We start from the raw sequence: 16,216 nt of genomic DNA, 5'->3' as shown, positions 1-16,216 counted from the left end.
TTCCCGAAGGCAGTGCAGAGTCCGGTTCCGAGTCCGGCCCCGAGTCCAGCCCCGAGTCCAGCGCAGCATCCAGCCCTGAGTTCAGCGCAGCGTCCGACGCGGAGGCCACCGGCCCCGCGGCCGACCCCGGTTTCCTGTCGACCGGCATCACGCCCGTCGAGGCCCCGCTCGGCGTCACCAACCCCGGCGGCGAGAAGCTGCCCCCCACCTTCGCCGAGCTCGGCGTCCGCGACGAGATCGTCTCCGCGCTCGCGGAGAACGACATCATCCGCACCTTCGCGATCCAGGAGCTGACGCTCCCGCTGGCGCTCGCCGGCGAGGACGTCATCGGCCAGGCGCGCACCGGCACCGGCAAGACGCTGGGCTTCGGCGTCCCGCTGCTGCAGCGGATCACCCCGCCCGGCGAGCGCGCCGCCGCCACCGCCGAGGGCGAGGCCGCCGACCGCACCAAGGACGTCCCGCAGGCGCTCGTCGTCGTCCCGACCCGCGAGCTCTGCGTGCAGGTCGCGCGGGACATCGCCGCGGCCGGCAAGAACCTCGGCGTGCGCGTCGTCGCCATCTACGGCGGCCGTGCCTACGAGCCGCAGCTGGAGGCCCTGCGCAAGGGCGTCGACGTCATCGTCGGCACCCCCGGCCGGCTCCTCGACCTCGCCGAGCAGCGCCACCTGGTGCTCGGCCGGGTCAAGGCGCTCGTCCTCGACGAGGCCGACGAGATGCTGGACCTGGGCTTCCTGCCCGACGTCGAGCGGATCCTGCGGATGCTGCCCGAGGAGCGGCACACGATGCTGTTCTCGGCGACCATGCCGGGCCCGATCGTGCAGCTGTCCCGGGCGTTCCTGACCCGCCCGACGCACATCCGCGCGGAGGAGGCCGACCAGGGCTCCATCCACGAGCGCACCAAGCAGCTCGTCTACCGCGCGCACGCGATGGACAAGGTGGAGCTGGTCACCCGGGTCCTGCAGGCACGCGAGCGCGGCCTGACCATGATCTTCACCCGGACCAAGCGGACCGCCCAGCGGGTCGCCGACGACCTGGCCGAGCGCGGGTTCGCCGCGGCCGCGGTGCACGGCGACCTGGGCCAGGGCGCCCGCGAGCAGGCGCTGCGCGCGTTCCGCTCGGAGAAGGTCGACGTGCTGGTCGCGACCGACGTCGCCGCCCGCGGCATCGACGTCACCGGCGTCACGCACGTCATCAACTACCAGTGCCCCGAGGACGCGAAGACCTACGTCCACCGGATCGGCCGCACCGGCCGCGCCGGGCGCGAGGGCGTCGCCGTCACGCTGGTGGACTGGGACGAGACCCCGCGCTGGAAGATGATCTCCGACGATCTGTCGCTGGGCATCGACGAGCCGGTCGAGACCTACTCGACGTCGGACCACCTGTTCACCGACCTGGACATCCCGACCAGTGCGAGCGGGCGGCTGCCGCTGTCCGCCCGCACCCGGGCCGGGCTCGGCGCCGAGTACATCGACTCCGAGGGCGACCACCAGGGATCGCGCAAGCAGCGCAGCGGTGGTCGCACCGGGCGCGACTCCGGTCCGTCCACCCCCTCGGGTGACGAGGACGGCCGCAGGCCCGCCCGCAAGCGCCGGGCCCGCACCCGGACCAGGGGCGGCGTGACCGTCGACGCCGGCTCCGCGACCGGTGACGGTGCCCCGGAGACGTCCGCGGCGAGCGCGGCGAGCAGCGCCCCCACGAGCGGCCCCGAGGCAGGCGGTTCCACCGACGGCGAGGGCACCAAGCCGCGTCGCCGGCGGCGCCGCGGCGGGTCCCGGCGCCGGGCCGACGGCGAGTCCGCCGACGGGGCCGACGCCGCCGCCAGCTGACCGGTCCGCACCGCGTGCTGCGCCCGCGGAACCTGCGACGCCCACCCTGGCCGCAGGTGCCCGCCGAACGACGACACCGCGGCGACCGCATGGTCGCCGCGGTGCTCGTGGTGCTGCTGGGCGGTGTGGCGCTGCTCTACGGCGTGCAGAGTCCGGCGGCGAACACCGAGTCGGTCCCGGCGACGGCCGCCGCCACCCCGCCGCCACCGGTGGGCCCGGTCCCCGCGGCCTTCACCGAGCGGTGGCGGGCCGCCAGCCCGGCCACCCCGGCCCCGCTGGTCGCCGGGGACGGCGTCGTCGTCGCCGAGGGGTCCCGGTTGTCCGGGCGGGACGCGGTCAGCGGCGCGGAACGCTGGTCCTACTCCCGTGATCTGGCGCTGTGCACCACCGGTTTCGCCGACGGCCGCGTCATGGCGCTGTACCGCAACGACGAGTACTGCTCCGAGCTGACGACGCTCGAACCCGGTTCCGGCGACCGCGGCCCGAACCGCACCCTGGACGCCCGCCCCGGCACCCGGCTGATCGGCCAGGACCCGGTGCTCGCGACCGGCGAGGACTATCTGGAGACCTTCCGCTCGGACCTGGTGCGCACCGCGGAATACGGCACCGTCCGGGCCCCCGCCGAACCCGGCACCCAGCCACGCACCGGCTGCACGTTCCTGTCCTTCGCCGCCGCCCAGGACCGGGCCGGAGTGCTGGAGCGCTGCCCCGGTGAGGCCGGCGAGCGGCTGTCGGTGCTGCGCCCCAGCGGCACCGAGGGCGACCGGCCCGCGTTCGACGCGTCCGCCGAGATCGGGACCGACGGGGCGCAGCTGATCGCGGTGTCCCCGGAGCGGGCCGCCGTGCTGCTGCCCGGTGTCCCCCGGCTGGCGCTGTTCGACCGCGGCGGCCGCAAGATCGGTGAGTTCCCGGTCGACGCCGGGGCGACCATCTCGGTGCCCGCCGACGGCGTCGCGCGGACCCGCACCGGCGGGCAGGACGACCCGACGCGCTACTGGTGGACCGGTGGCGCCACCGTCGCACTGGACGCGGGGACCCTGCAGCCGCGCTGGACGGTGCCCGGCACCCTCGGCCCCGGCACCCGCTACGGGGACCGGCTGCTGGTCCCGGTACCGGATGGGCTGGCGGACGTGGATCCGGTCACCGGCGTGGTCGGCCGCACGGTGCCCGTCGACCGCGCGGACCGGACCGGGCCGGTGCAGGTCGCCGCCCAGGGCGGGCTGCTGGTGGAGCTGCGCGGCACCGAGATCGTGGTGCTCGGCCCGGCCACGGCCTAGAGGAACCAGCCCAGGCCCAGCACCAGCGCCACGGTGCCGATCACCCCGGCTGCGGCGAGCGTGCCCGTCCGGTCGCCGCGCCGGTCCGCGACGACCTGCCCGACCACCGCGATCACCGCGGCGACCAGGTGCGCGGCGACCGCCCCGTTACCGGGGCCCGGCACACCGTTGCTGCCGGCCAGCCACTCCACGACGACGAGGCCGACCGCCAGCACCACGAGGCCACCGGCGAGCACGCCGGCCAGGCCGCGCAGGATCCGGCCCGGCCCGGTCGGGCGGGCCGACCGGCCGCTCCGGCCCGATGCCCGGTCCCGATCGCCCCTGCCCCGATCGCCACGGTCCTGAGCGCGGCCCCCGTCGCGGTTCCTGTCCCTGTCCCTGTCGCGGTTCCTGTCGCGGTCCCTGTCCCTGTCGCGGTCCCTGTCCCTGTCGCGGTCCCTGTCCCTGTCGCGGCGGCGCCCGTCGGCGGGTGGGCGCGCCGCGGGATGGTCGTCCGGGCCGGGATCGGGGGTGCCGCTGCCGATCCCGCGCCGGGAACCGGGTCCGCCGCGTGCTCCGGGCGCGTCGCGCCGGGTCGTGGGTCGCTCTGTGGGGCCGTCGGTGGGGCCGTCGGTGCGCCGCCGGCCTTCGGGGGCACCGGCGCGGCCCCGACCGTCGGGGCCGCCGGCAAGGCCGCTCCCGTCGGGGGCACCGGCGAGGCCTCGTCCGTCGGAGGACCCGGCGCGGCCCCGGCCGCCGGGGACACCGGCGGGCACCCGGCCGGCGCCGTCGCCCACCCGTGGCACCGATGCGCGGCCGCGGGCCGGCGCTGCCGGGGGCACGGGCCGGCCCGGCGGGGCCGGGTGGCCGGTCGGCCGGGTGGGCGGCTCGCCGCCCGGCGCGGGCGGATGGGGCCGGTTCGGGCGTGCGGCGCCCCGGGGCGGTGGACCGCCGGGTGCGGGCGGACGCCGCGCGTCCGGTCCGGGCCGTCCGATCCCGTCGTGGTGTTCCGGCCGGCGCGTCACGGTGCGAGCAGGTCCCACGGGCGCGGCTCGGGCGCCGCTGCCCGGCCGTCGGCGCAGTGCCTGCGCACCGGGCAGGTTCCGCACTGCTCACCGGTGCTGGGCGGGAACGCCTCGTCCGCCGCGGCACCCGCGGAGAGCGCCGCGACGGCGTCGGCCGCCCGGGTCGCCGTCGCCTCCGCGGCGCTCACGTGCGCGGCGAGGGAGCTGTCGTCGTGCTCCCAGGCGGCGACCGTGCCGGTCGGGACGTGGTGCAGCTCGACCTGCCTGCACCGCCTGCGGAAGACCTCCCCGGCGGCGACGGCGTAGAGCGCGAGCTGGCGGGAGTCGCGGGCATCGGTGTCGCGCGGGACCCGGCGACCGGTCTTGAAGTCCACCACCCGCAGCCCGCCGTCGGTGTCCGCGTCGAGCCGGTCGATCCGACCCTCCACCAGCAGCGACCCGACCGGGGCGCTCACCCGGCGTTCGACGGCGACCGGCTCGGTCGTACCCGCCGGGCCATCGGCGGCCGCGGCCAGCCAGTCGGCGGCCCGGTCCCGGTGGCGCGCGGCCTGCCCGCTGTCCCGGAACCCCTCGTCGGACCAGTGCCTCCCGATCAGCGCGGCGGCCTCGGCCGGGGTACGCCGGTGCGCGGGCAGCATCGCCAGCGAGCGCAGCGCGAGGTGCACGACCGCGCCGAGCGTGGTGTGCGCGAACGCCCCGCCGCGGGACGGCGCCGGCCGGTCCACGTGCAGCATCCGGTAGCGCCGCGGGCACGCGTCCCAGGTGTCGAGACGGGCCGGGGTCACCCGGTGCAGCGCGGTCGCCCCGAAGTCGGGATCCAGCAGGTCCAGGCCGAGCTGGCCGTCAGCGGGCCCGGTGGCGGGAGGGGCCATCAGGCAACGGTACAGCGACCGGGAGCAGGCCCGACCGGCGCCGTGCTGATCAACCCCGGACGACCTGCACGCCGGTCGCCCGGTCGACGATCGCGGCGTACACCTCGGGATCGGTGGTCTCCTCGGCGAGCGGGGTCGGCTTGTTGGTCCCGTGGTAGTCGCTGGAGCCGGTGACGAGCAGAGCGTGCTCGGCGGCGAGTGCACGCAGCAGCGCGCGGTCGTCCGGCTCGTGATTGGGGTGGTCCACCTCGACCCCGCCGAGGCCGCCGGCCGCCAGGTCGGCCAGCACCGACGGTTCGACGACGGTCCCGCGCACCCGGGCGAGCGGATGCGCGAACACCGCGATCCCGCCGGCCGCGGTGATCATCTCGACCGCGGTCTCGACGAGCGTGTCGGCCCGCGGGACGTAGTAGGGGCTGTCGTTGTGCAGCAGCTCGGCGAACGCCTCGCTGACCGAGCCGACCACGCCGGCCGCGACCAGCGCGCGGGCCAGATGCGGACGTCCCGCGCTGGCGCCCTCCGGCAGGTGCGCGAACACGCCGTCGACGTCGACCGGGTACCCGTCGGCCGCCATCCGGCCGATCATCGTGTGCAGCCGCTGCACCCGCTCCGCGCGCAGCCGCTCCTGCTCGGCGACGATCGCCGGGTGCTGCGGGTCGAACAGGTATCCGAGCAGGTGCACCGAGCAGCGCGGCTCGCCGTCCCGGCCGGTGCGGCTCAGACAGGAGAACTCGGCGCCCCGCACCAGGGTCAGCCCGGGGGGCAGCGCCGCGACCGCCTCGTCCCACCCGCTGGTGGTGTCGTGATCGGTGATCGCGACGACGTCGAGTCCCGCGGCACCGGCCGCACGGACCAGCCCTGCGGGGCTGTCCGTCCCGTCGGACGCGGTGGAGTGGGCGTGCAGGTCGATCACGGGCCGGGCCACGGCACGACCCTAACCGGCGGCCGGGCTCAGCGCCGCCAGCGCGGCTTGGCCAGCATCCCGGTGGCGCGGGTCTTGCCCTTCTCGCCGAACACCAGCTCGGAGAGCGCCTCGTAGATCTCCTCGGGGCGGGGCATGTAGTCGATCCGGTTCAGTGCCTGGATCTGACCGGCCGACTCGACGACCATCGTCCCGTAGCCGAGCATCCGCCCGGACAGCGTGCGCTGGAAGGTCAGGTCGGTGACCTTGCCCAGCGGCATCATCCCCACGTTGTGCACGATGATCCCCTGGGCGATCATCACCCGCTTGTCGGTGATGACGATCCGTTCGATCCACCACAAGATCGTCAACGCGGTGAACCGCAGCACCGCCACCAGCACCAGGTAGAACGTCAGGTTGTCGACGACGACCTCGACCGCCGCGCTGTTCCCGGCGCGGTTCATCAGCAGTTCGATGCCGACCACGACGGCGATGAACACCGTCGTCTGCGTCATGTGCCTCGCCATGACCGCCCAGTGCTGGCGCACACGGATGACCCGCCGCTCCGTGGGGAGCAGGTACTCGTCGATCTCCCGGGGCGCGAGCACGGCTCAGAGCAGCGACGTGACGAACGTCGAAACCGACTGGGCGGCGTCATAGAGGATGTTGCCGATATTGGTCACCGAGTTCGCCGCCGCCTGCGGCGCGGTCACGACCAGGAAGATACCCAGCGCCACAGCGACCAAGATGAGAATCTTGCGCACGTTTCCCGTCACCCGTTCCGGCCCGTTGGGACAACCCCGACATTGGTACCCGAGCCCGTCGAGGCAGGGGTACCGACACCCGAGCAGCGTACCGTCATTCCGGATGACCGACAGTAGCCGACACATCGCCTGCGTGGGTGGAATCGTGCACGACCCGAACGGACGATTGCTCCTGGTACGCAGGGCGAACGAGCCCGGACGGGGTCTGTGGTCGGTTCCCGGCGGGCGCGTCGAACCCGGCGAGGACGAGCCGACCGCCGTCGTCCGGGAGCTCGCCGAGGAGACCGGTCTGACGGTCCGCCCCGGAGAGCTCGCCGGCGTCGTCGTGCGCGGGCCGTACCGGATCGCGGACTACCGCTGCGACCTCGCCCCCGGCTCCGCCGTCCACCCGCGGGCGGGCGACGACGCCGCCGACGCCCGGTTCGTCGATCTCGCCGGGTACGCCGAACTGCCGGTGGTGGACGGGCTCACCGAACTCCTGCGCGAGTGGGACGCACTGCCCCGGGTCTGAGACAGCGCTCCCCCGGGCTCGGTCCGGCCGGCCGGGTTCAGACCTGCGGTGTCGGGCGGCCGGGCTGCTCCCCGCCGCGGGCGTCGCCGTAGGACACCTTCGGCACCATGACCTTGCGCCGGAAGGTGCAGACGACGGTGCCGTCCTGCTTGTAGCCGCGGGTCTCGACGTGGACGACGCCGCGGTCGTCCTTCGACTTCGACGGCGTCTTGTCCAGGACCTCGGTCTCGCCGTAGATGGTGTCGCCGTGGAAGGTCGGCTTGGTGTGCTTGAGCGACTCGACCTCGAGGTTGGCGATCGCCTTGCCGGAGACGTCGGGCACCGACATGCCCAGCAGCAACGAGTAGATGTAGTTGCCGACCACCACGTTCTTGCCGAAGTCGGTGGTCTCCTCGGCGTAGTGCGCATCCATGTGCAGCGGATGGTGGTTCATCGTGAGGAGACAGAACAGGTGGTCGTCGTACTCGGTGACCGTCTTGCCGGGCCAGTGCTTGTAGACCGCACCGACCTCGAACTCCTCGTAGTAGCGCCCGAACTGCACCGTTCACGCTCCCATCACACTCTGGATCCGTTGCAGGGGTAATCTATCCGGCGGCCCGCAACGGCAGCGGCGGTCCAACTCACACGCGCGAGGTCGGGCATCTCACATTCCCGACACGTTCGGCGCACGGTGAGCGATGCACAGAGCAACAGTCGGAGCGGGAACAGGAACGGGGAGGTGAGAGCGGTGTCGCCTGAGCAGTCGTCCGAACCCCAGGCACCGGTGAGCAGTACGTGCCGCCTCCCGCTGCCCGTCACCCGGACGGTGTACCCCGGCTGATCCCGGCGGGAGGCGTGTCGCGTGTCCGGCGACCGCCGCGGTGGTCGCACGTCCCCGGCAGTCGTGCTCGCCGACCGAGCCGGCCTCGCCCGCCCCGGAGGTCCCGTGATGCCATCGCTCTCCCAGCTCCGTCCGTCGATCCGGTCCGCGGCAGGCCGGAACCGGCGTGCCGACCGGGCCGCCGCCCGTGCCGAGGCGCAGCGCCCGGCCCGGCTGCGGGTCCCGCTGTCGGCCTACGTCGTGGACTGTGCGGTGTACGACGACGGGGAGCGGCTGCCCGGCCGATGGACGCACGACGAGGCGATCGCCGAGGTCCGCGAGCGCGGCACCGGCTTCGTGTGGATCGGCCTGCACGAGCCGGACGCCGAGCAGATCTCCGGTGTCGCGCAGACCTACGGACTGCACGAGCTGGCCGTCGAGGACGCCGTGCACGCGCACAACCGGCCCAAGCTCGAGCGCTACGACGAGACCCTGTTCATGGTGCTCAAGACGGTCCGGCACGTCGGGAACGCCGACCCGACGACGGCGAACGAGATCGTCGAGACCGGTGAGGTGATGGCGTTCCTGGGCCGGGACTTCGTGGTGACGGTCCGGCACGGCAGGCACACCGGACTGCGCGAGGTACGACGACGCCTCGAGGACGATCCCGAGCAGCTGCGGCTCGGCCCGGCCGCGGTGCTGCACGCCATCGCCGATCACGTCGTGGACTCCTACATCGACGTCGTCCGGCAGATCGAGACCGACCTGGACGCGGTCGAGGCCGAGGTGTTCTCGCCGGGCTCGACGATGAACCCGGAGCAGATCTACGTCATGAAGCGGGAGATCCTCGACCTGCGGCGCTGCGTGATGCCGCTGGTCGGGCCGATGCGCAAGCTCTCCGAGGGCTACAGCGCGCTGGTACCGCACGACGTGCGGTCCTACTTCCGCGACGTCGACGACCACCTCGGCGGTGTCGCCGAGCAGGTCGCCGGGTTCAACGAGCTGCTGACCACGCTGGTCGACGCCGTGCTCGCCAAGATCAGCATGCGGCAGAACAACGACATGCGGAAGATCACCGCCTACGCCGGCCTGATCTCGGTGCCCACGATGATCGCCGGTGTCTACGGGATGAACTTCGACTACATGCCCGAGCTGCACTGGAGCTTCGGCTACCCGATGGTGCTGCTGATCATCGCGACGATCTGCACGCTGCTGCACCGCAACCTCCGCCGCAACGGCTGGCTGTAGCCGGCCGGCGCGGCCGGCTGCAGCCCGGCCGGGGCCGCTGGTCGTGACCGGCTGAGGCAGCTCGCGGCAGCCCGGCCGGGGCCGCTGGTCGTGACCGGCTGAGGCGGCTCGCTGCGGACCGCGGGGCGGCTGGTCGTGGGCCGCCGGGGCTGTTCAGACCCGGGGCCCACCGGCGGGCGGGGTGGGCGGCTCGTCGTCGCGGGAGCTCTCGTCACGGGAATCGGCGTCCCGGGAACCGTTGCCGTGCGGGCCGTTGCCGCGTCCGGCATCCGGCTCCCCCGGCCGACCCCCGGCGCCACCGTCTCCGCCGGGGACCTCGGCACCACCGGGGACGTCGGCACCACCGGGGACGTCGGCGTCGCCCGCGGTGACGTCGGCGTACCCGAGGTCGTCGGCGTCACCGGTGGCCTCGGGCGGCAGCTCGTCGGCGTAGCCCGGGTCCTCCGGGCCGCCCTCCTCCAGCTGGTCCTCCCGGTCCTCCGGGTCGGCCGCGTCCTGCGGCGGCGGGGGCGGCGCGGCCGGTGCGGGCCGCCAGCCCGCCGCCGCCAGTGCGGACGAGCGGGCGATCCGCTCCCCCACCACGTCCGGCTCGTCCGGGCGCCTGCCGAGGAAGGTGTGCACCAGGTGCTGCTGCAGACCGGCCACCGTCTGCACCCGGACGTCGGAGAACCCGGCCCGCTCCATCCGGTGCACCATCTGCTCCGGGCCGCCCGCGCCGCTGATCCGCTTCGCCCGGTAGCGGGCGAGATCCGCGACGCCCCAGCGCATCGCGGCCATCGGGACGAGATAGGTCCAGGCCGCGGTCGTCCAACGCACCCGGCCACGGGTCCCGCCGACCGCGTAGTCGTGCACCGCCAGCGGTGCGCCGGGCGCGAGCAGCGCCAGCAGCCGGCGCAGGCCGTGCTCGGCGTCGGGCAGGTTGGAGACCAGGTAGGAGGCGAGGATGCCGTCGAACGGGCCCTGGATCCCGACCTCGGCGAGGGTCTCCAGCTTGGAGTGCACGAAGCTGACCCGGGGCGACCAGTTCTTCTTCCTGGCCACCGCGAGCATCTCCGCGGACGCGTCGACCGCGACCACCTCGGCGCCCTTCACCGTGGTCAGCAACGCCTCGGTGGACACCCCGGTGCCGCAGCCGATGTCGAGCAGCCGCAGGCCCGGCCCGTCACCCAGCCCCATCCGGGATGCCGAGACCCGCAGATGGGCCTTGTAGCTGGGAATGGAGCCGACGAACCCGTCATATCCGCCAGCGCCGCGCCCGTAGGCGCGGTGCACCGTGGACGGGCGGATCTCGTCGGTCTGCCGCGCCTCACCGTTCACGGGCGTGATCCTGCCCCGGCGGGCACCCTGTCCGGAACCCGACGCGCCCGGGCGATACCGGTACGGGCCCGGTCGGGGTGGGCTCACCACCCACCCGACCGGGCCCGCTCCCCCGTTCGGGACCGCTCACACCACCCGTGCGGCGCAGCGGCTCCCGGGGCCGATCAGCAGCACCGTCCCTGCGGATTGTTCTCCTGGTGCTCGGTCCGGGCCCGCCAGTACTCCCGCTCGGTCATCGGCGGATGGACGTGCCCGGCGCGGCGGTGGTGGTCGAGGTAACGCTCGTAGCGGTCCGCCCCGATCACCCCACGCCACCACCAGGCGAGCCCGCGCAGCCCGTCCAGCACGGTCTCGACCCGTCCGCCGCCCGCCATCAGTGCCCGGCCCGCACGCGGTCGCCGACCGCCTCGGTCCAGCGCTTCTCCAGCTCCTTCTCCGACGGCGACGCGATCAGCCCGGACGGCGCGTAGATCCGCGACGCGATCTCCGGGTCCTCCAGCTCGGGACGCCCGCCGATCGCGATCGACCGCCAGGCCGACAGCACCGCGGCGACGATCACGATGATCGCCAGCGACACGAACAGGATCGACAGCGAGCCCTGGATGAAGGTGTTCCGGACGACGGCGGCCATCGCCTCCGGCGTTGCCGCGTTGCCGAAGCTCGTCTCACCGGCCGCGATCGCCTCCCGGAACGCGAAGTGCTGCGCCCAGTACCCGATCGCCGGCTTCGGCGAGAAGATCTTGAACATCGACGCGGTGATCGTGACGACGGCGGCGAACGCCAGCGGCACCGCGATGATCCACAGATATCTGACCTGCCCGCGCCGGGCCACCAGGGCCAGGCACACGGCCAGCGCGATCGCGGCGAGCAGCTGGTTGGCGATGCCGAACAGCGGGAACAACGTGTTGATCCCGCCGAGTGGATCGGTCACGCCCATCACCAGGATCGCGCCCCACCCGCCGACCATCAAGGCGGTGCAGATCCAGGCACCCACCCGCCAGGACGTGTCCTTGAACTTCGGGACGACGGTGCCGATCGCGTCCTGCAGCATGAAGCGCGCCACCCGGGTGCCGGCGTCCACCGCGGTGAGGATGAACAGCGCCTCGAACATGATCGCGAAGTGGTACCAGAAGCTCATCATGGCCGGGCCACCGATGAACTGCTGCATGATGTTCGCCAGCCCGACCGCCAGGGTCGGCGCGCCACCGGTGCGGGAGACGATCGACTCCTCGCCGACCAGCGCCGCGGTCGACGCGAGCTGGTCCGGCGTCACGTTGACGTTCATCAGGCCCAGCGAGTTCACGAACGCGGCCGCGCCCTCGACGGTGCCCTCGGTGAGCGAGGCCGGGACGTTCATCGCGAAGTACAGCCCGCGGTCGATCGACAGCGCCGCGACCAGCGCCATGATCGCCACGAACGACTCCATGAGCATGCCGCCGTAGCCGATGAAGCGGGTCTGCCGCTCCTTCTCGACCAGCTTCGGGGTGGTGCCCGAGGAGATCAGCGCGTGGAAACCGGAGAGCGCGCCGCAGGCGATCGTCACGAACAGGAACGGGAACAGCGACCCGGCGACGACCGGACCGTCGTCCCGCCCGGCGAACTCGCTGAAGGCCGGTGCCGCCAGCTCCGGGCGGACCACGATGATCGCCACCGCGAGCAGCACGATCGTGCCGATCTTCATGAAGGTCGACAGGTAGTCGCGCGGCGCGAGCAGCAGCCAGACCGGGAGGACCGCGGCGACGAAGCCGTAGATGATGATGCCCCAGGCGATCGTCACCCGGTCCAGGGTGAACAGCGCCTGGCCCCACTCGGTCTCGGCGACCCAGCCGCCGGCGATGATCGCCGCGATCAGCAGCACGAAGCCGATCCAGGAGACCTCGGAGACCTTGCCCGGGCGCAGGAAGCGCAGGTAGACGCCCATGAACAGGGCGATCGGGATGGTCAGCGCCACGGAGAAGACGCCCCACGGGCTCTCGCCGAGCGCGTTCACCACGACCAGCGTGAGCACCGCGATCAGGATGATCATGATCGAGAGGGTCGCGACCAGCGCGGCGGTGCCGCCGACCCGGCCGAGCTCCTCGCGGGCCATCTGGCCCAGCGAGCGGCCGCCGCGGCGCATCGAGAAGAAGAGGACCAGGTAGTCCTGCACCGCGCCGGCCACGATGACGCCGACGATGATCCAGATCGTGCCCGGCAGGTAACCCATCTGGGCGGCGAGGACCGGGCCGACCAGCGGGCCGGCGCCGGCGATCGCGGCGAAGTGGTGCCCGTAGAGCACCCGCCGGTCGGTGGGGACGAAGTCCTGGCCGTTCTCGGCGTACTCGGCGGGGGTGGCCCGCCGGTCGTCCGGCTTGAGGAGCTTCCGCTCGATGTAGGTCGAGTAGAAGCGGTAGGCGATCAGGTAGGTGCTGACGGCCGCGAACACGAACCAGATCGCGTTCACCGTCTCGCCGCGGACCAGGGCCAGCATCACCCACCCGAGGCCACCGAGCAGCGCGATCGTCGCCCAGATCGCGATCTTGAGCGGCGTCCATGTGCGTCGCTCCGCGAGGAACACGTCCTCGTCCACCGCAGCCGGCGGGAGTTCCTGCCCCGCCGCGCCACCGCCTGACACCTGTGTCATAGCGCGTCCCTCCCGATATGTCCGAGGCGCACTATAAGCAGTTCGGCGTGAAATGAAAGAGCCTTGTGAAGATCTTGAGGAACGAGACCGCCGTCACCCGATGGGTGACGGCGGCCGGGATCGCGCTACCAGGTCAGAAACCACCGCCGGGGCTGCCCAGCGCCAGCCGGGCGAGCATCTCGCGGGCCTGCTCGGCGTTGCGCGGCTCGCACAGCACGTCGTACCGGCCGGCCACCATCTGGCTGGCCGACTGGAAGTCCCGCCGGCCGCGGCTGGCGCCGTAGCCGACCGCCGCGAACACCATGCCGAACGCGGCACCGGACGCCAGGCCGACGACGATCGGCCAGAAGCTGCCGTCCGGCGAGAACAGAGACAGCAGCAGACCGACGAACAGACCCAGCCAGGCGCCGGACGCGGCACCCGAGCCCAGTACCCGGCCCCAGGTGAGCCGGCCGATCACCCGCTCCACCAGCATCAGGTCGACGCCGACGATCGTCACGTCGCGGACCGGGAAGTCGGAGTCGGCCAGGTGGTCGACGGCCCGCTGCGCCTCCTCGTAGGTGGCGTAGGAGCCCACCGGCCACCCGGTCGGCGGAGTGGGCAGCTGCGGCAGGCCCGGTGCCGGGCGTGCCTGGCCGCCGAACGGGTTGGTCATGGCGATTCTCCTCGCAGATGGTGTTCGGCTACTGCTACCGGGCAACGGTCGACGGCCGTCCGGTGTGCCCGAGGAGACTAGCGACGTCTCGCACGTCACGTGCGCGCACGACGCGCACGTGACGTGCGGCGCGGGTCAGCGCAGCTTGTAGTCGCGCAGCAGACCGCGGGAGATGATCGTCTTCTGGATCTCGCTCGTGCCCTCGCCGATGAGCAGGAACGGTGCCTCGCGCATGAGGCGCTCGATCTCGTACTCCTTGGAGTAGCCGTAGCCGCCGTGGATCCGGAACGAGTCCTCGGTGACCTCCTTGCAGTACTCCGAGGCGAGCATCTTGGCCATCCCGGCCTCGACGTCGTTGCGCTCGCCGCGGTCCTTGAGGCGCGCGGCGTTGACCATCATCAGGTGCGCGGCCTCGACCTTGGTGGCCATCTCGGCGATCTTGAACGCGATCGCCTGGTGGTTGACGATCGGCTTGCCGAAGGTCGAGCGCTGCTGCGCGTACTCCACACCCAGTTCGAAGGCCCGGATCGCGATGCCGCAGGCACGGGCGGCGACGTTCACCCGGCCGACCTCGACGCCGTCCATCATGTGCGCGAAGCCCTTGCCGCGGGCGCCGCCGAGGATCTGCTCGCCGGAGATCCGGTGCCCGGAGAACACCATCTCGGTGGTGTCGACGCCCTTGTAGCCCATCTTGTCGATCTTGCCGGGGACGATGAGGCCGGGCGCGACCTCGCCGTAGCCGGTGGGCTTCTCGACCAGGAACGTGGTCAGGTTCTGGTGCGCCTTCTCCGAGCCCTCGTCGGTCTTGACGAGCACCGCGGTGAGGTTCGACGTGCCGCCGTTGGTGAGCCACATCTTGGCGCCGTCGATGACGTAGTCACCGGTGCCGTCGCCCGCCTCGACCGCCTTGGTCTTGATCGCCGCGACATCGGAGCCCAGGTCCGGCTCGGACATCGAGAACGAGCCGCGGGTCTCGCCGGTGGCCATCAGCGGCAGGTAGTGCTCCTTCTGCGCCTGGGTGCCGTGCTGGCGGAGCATGTACGCCACGATGAAGTGGGTGTTGATCACGCCGGAGACGCTCATCCAGCCGCGGGCGATCTCCTCGACCACCAGGGCGTAGGTGAGCAGCGACTCGCCGAGGCCGCCGTACTCCTCCGGGATCATGAGGCCGAACAGCCCCATCTCCTTCATCCCGTCGACGATGTCGGCCGGGTAGGTGTCCGCGTGCTCCAGCGCCGTCGCGTGCGGGATGATCTCCTTGTCCACGAAGCTGCGGACGGTGGACAGGATCTCGGTCTGGATGTCGGTCAGACCGGCGGTCTGGGCGAGCCGCGCCATCTGTGTTCCTCCTGAGCGTCTCTGGTCAGTGGCCGGGGTGTTCTCACGCCTCCGGCGGGGTCCACTTGTCGGTGCGGGTCATGCCCGCGGCGCGGCCCTTGCCCGAGATGACCAGCGCCATCTTGCGGCTGGCCTCGTCGATCATCTCGTCGCCGATCATCGCGGCGCCCCGCTTGCCACCCGCCTCCGAGGTGAAGTACTCGTAGGCGTCGAGGATGTTCTCGGCGTGGTCGTAGTCGCTCTGCGCCGGCGAGAAGGTCTCGTTCGCCGCGTCGATCTGGCCGGGGTGCAGCACCCACTTGCCGTCGAAGCCCAGCGCGGCCGAGCGACCGGCCACCCTGCGGAACGCGTCGACGTCCTTGATCTGCAGGAACGGGCCGTCGATGGCCTGCTTGTCGTGCGCGCGGGCGGCCATCAGGATCGACATGAGGATGTGGTGGTAGGCGTCGCCGACGTCGTACCCGGGCGGCTGCTCCCCCACGACCAGGGACTTCATGTTGATCGAGGCCATGAAGTCGGCCGGGCCGAAGATGATCGTCTCGACCCGCGGCGAGGCGGTGGCGATCGCGTTCACGTTGGTCAGGCCGAGCGCGTTCTCGATCTGGGCCTCGATGCCGATCTTCCCGACCTCGTAGCCGATCGTCTTCTCGATCTGGGTGAGCAGCAGGTCGAGCGCGACGACCTGCTCGGGGGTCTGCACCTTCGGCAGCATGATCGCGTCGAGGTTGGCGCCCGCGCCCTCGACGACCTCGGTCACGTCGCGGTAGGTCCACTCGGTGGTCCAGTCGTTGACCCGGACCACCCGGATCTTCTCGCCCCAGCCGCCCTCGTTCAGCGCCTCGACGATGGTCTTCCGGGCGCCCGGCTTGGCCAGCGGGGCGCAGGCATCCTCCAGATCCAGGAACACCTGGTCCGAGTTCAGCGTGCGCGCCTTGTCGATGAACTTCTGGCTCGACCCGGGCACTGCCAGGCAGGACCGGCGGGCGCGGAGGGTGGTGCTCACAGGCTGGCTCCTCGTCGAGTTCGTCCTCGCCCACGCGCACCGGGGACGGTGCGGGCGGGCAGTCGGGCTGCCCGCTGA

The 16,216-nt window shown here is 72.6% G+C and carries 16 protein-coding genes; 4 read left to right on the top strand and 12 right to left on the bottom strand.

Going from position 1 to position 16,216, the window contains the following annotated elements; genetic code table 11:
- Positions 1-146: 146 nt before the first annotated feature.
- On the top strand, positions 147-1,826 hold the full coding sequence (locus Pdca_RS05860) for a DEAD/DEAH box helicase (protein WP_232021630.1): 1,680 nt from the start codon (positions 147-149) through the stop codon (positions 1,824-1,826).
- Positions 1,827-1,882: 56 nt separating this feature from the next.
- Entirely contained in the window at positions 1,883-3,103 is a 1,221-nt protein-coding gene (locus Pdca_RS05855) for an Rv3212 family protein (protein ID WP_125911276.1), read from the top strand.
- On the opposite strand, the gene Pdca_RS05850 is transcribed toward Pdca_RS05855, so the two are convergent.
- The 5 genes from Pdca_RS05850 to Pdca_RS35345 form a co-directional block, all read right to left on the bottom strand.
- Positions 3,100-3,339 carry a hypothetical protein gene (locus tag Pdca_RS05850; protein WP_125911275.1) on the bottom strand — a complete coding sequence of 80 codons (240 nt, stop codon included), beginning with the start codon at positions 3,337-3,339 and terminating at the stop codon, positions 3,100-3,102. The genes Pdca_RS05855 and Pdca_RS05850 overlap by 4 nt on opposite strands.
- A gap of 764 nt (positions 3,340-4,103) precedes the next feature.
- Positions 4,104-4,979: a RecB family exonuclease gene (locus Pdca_RS05845; protein ID WP_085911680.1), complete on the bottom strand. Its 876-nt coding sequence runs from the start codon at positions 4,977-4,979 to the stop codon at positions 4,104-4,106.
- Positions 4,980-5,028: 49 nt separating this feature from the next.
- Positions 5,029-5,904, bottom strand: a complete 876-nt coding sequence (locus Pdca_RS05840; RefSeq protein ID WP_174824306.1) for a PHP domain-containing protein — start codon at positions 5,902-5,904, stop codon at positions 5,029-5,031.
- Between the two features lie 26 nt (positions 5,905-5,930).
- The gene (locus Pdca_RS05835; protein WP_085911679.1) at positions 5,931-6,488 is read right to left on the bottom strand and encodes a PH domain-containing protein; all 558 of its coding nucleotides are present in this window, start codon (positions 6,486-6,488) and stop codon (positions 5,931-5,933) included.
- Between the two features lie 3 nt (positions 6,489-6,491).
- Positions 6,492-6,644 carry a hypothetical protein gene (locus Pdca_RS35345; RefSeq protein ID WP_166665828.1) on the bottom strand — a complete coding sequence of 51 codons (153 nt, stop codon included), beginning with the start codon at positions 6,642-6,644 and terminating at the stop codon, positions 6,492-6,494.
- 103 nt (positions 6,645-6,747) lie between these two features.
- Here Pdca_RS35345 and Pdca_RS05830 point away from each other — a divergent pair, with 103 nt between their 5' ends.
- Positions 6,748-7,155, top strand: a complete 408-nt coding sequence (locus Pdca_RS05830; protein WP_085911678.1) for an NUDIX hydrolase — start codon at positions 6,748-6,750, stop codon at positions 7,153-7,155.
- Positions 7,156-7,192: 37 nt separating this feature from the next.
- Here the strand turns inward: Pdca_RS05830 and Pdca_RS05825 are convergent, their stop codons facing one another.
- Positions 7,193-7,696, bottom strand: a complete 504-nt coding sequence (locus Pdca_RS05825; protein ID WP_085911677.1) for a MaoC family dehydratase — start codon at positions 7,694-7,696, stop codon at positions 7,193-7,195.
- A 387-nt stretch (positions 7,697-8,083) separates the two neighbouring features.
- Between Pdca_RS05825 and corA the strand changes: the two genes are divergently transcribed.
- Positions 8,084-9,202: a magnesium/cobalt transporter CorA gene (gene corA, locus Pdca_RS05820; RefSeq protein ID WP_166665903.1), complete on the top strand. Its 1,119-nt coding sequence runs from the start codon at positions 8,084-8,086 to the stop codon at positions 9,200-9,202.
- A 153-nt stretch (positions 9,203-9,355) separates the two neighbouring features.
- Here corA and Pdca_RS37450 read toward each other — a convergent pair whose 3' ends face one another.
- The 6 genes from Pdca_RS37450 to Pdca_RS05790 form a co-directional block, all read right to left on the bottom strand.
- Positions 9,356-10,519 (bottom strand): class I SAM-dependent methyltransferase, encoded by a 1,164-nt coding sequence (locus Pdca_RS37450; protein ID WP_269462839.1) that lies wholly within the window; start codon positions 10,517-10,519, stop codon positions 9,356-9,358.
- A 164-nt stretch (positions 10,520-10,683) separates the two neighbouring features.
- Entirely contained in the window at positions 10,684-10,893 is a 210-nt protein-coding gene (locus Pdca_RS05810) for a YbdD/YjiX family protein (RefSeq protein WP_085911676.1), read from the bottom strand.
- Positions 10,893-13,142 (bottom strand): carbon starvation CstA family protein, encoded by a 2,250-nt coding sequence (locus Pdca_RS05805; RefSeq protein WP_085911675.1) that lies wholly within the window; start codon positions 13,140-13,142, stop codon positions 10,893-10,895. The genes Pdca_RS05810 and Pdca_RS05805 overlap by 1 nt, the downstream gene beginning before the upstream one ends.
- Positions 13,143-13,275: 133 nt before the next feature.
- On the bottom strand, positions 13,276-13,797 hold the full coding sequence (locus Pdca_RS05800) for a general stress protein (RefSeq protein ID WP_085911674.1): 522 nt from the start codon (positions 13,795-13,797) through the stop codon (positions 13,276-13,278).
- Positions 13,798-13,932: 135 nt separating this feature from the next.
- Positions 13,933-15,135 (bottom strand): acyl-CoA dehydrogenase family protein, encoded by a 1,203-nt coding sequence (locus tag Pdca_RS05795; protein WP_085911673.1) that lies wholly within the window; start codon positions 15,133-15,135, stop codon positions 13,933-13,935.
- 43 nt (positions 15,136-15,178) lie between these two features.
- Positions 15,179-16,138, bottom strand: coding sequence for an HpcH/HpaI aldolase/citrate lyase family protein (locus Pdca_RS05790; protein ID WP_085911672.1), 960 nt, complete (start codon positions 16,136-16,138; stop codon positions 15,179-15,181).
- Positions 16,139-16,216: the final 78 nt, after the last annotated feature.

It is taken from the genome of Pseudonocardia autotrophica, from assembly GCF_003945385.1.
Classification (GTDB): Bacteria; Actinomycetota; Actinomycetes; order Mycobacteriales; family Pseudonocardiaceae; genus Pseudonocardia; species Pseudonocardia autotrophica.
The sequence above is the reverse complement of the archived record's forward strand: the minus strand, read 5'-3'. Positions and strand labels throughout refer to the sequence as shown.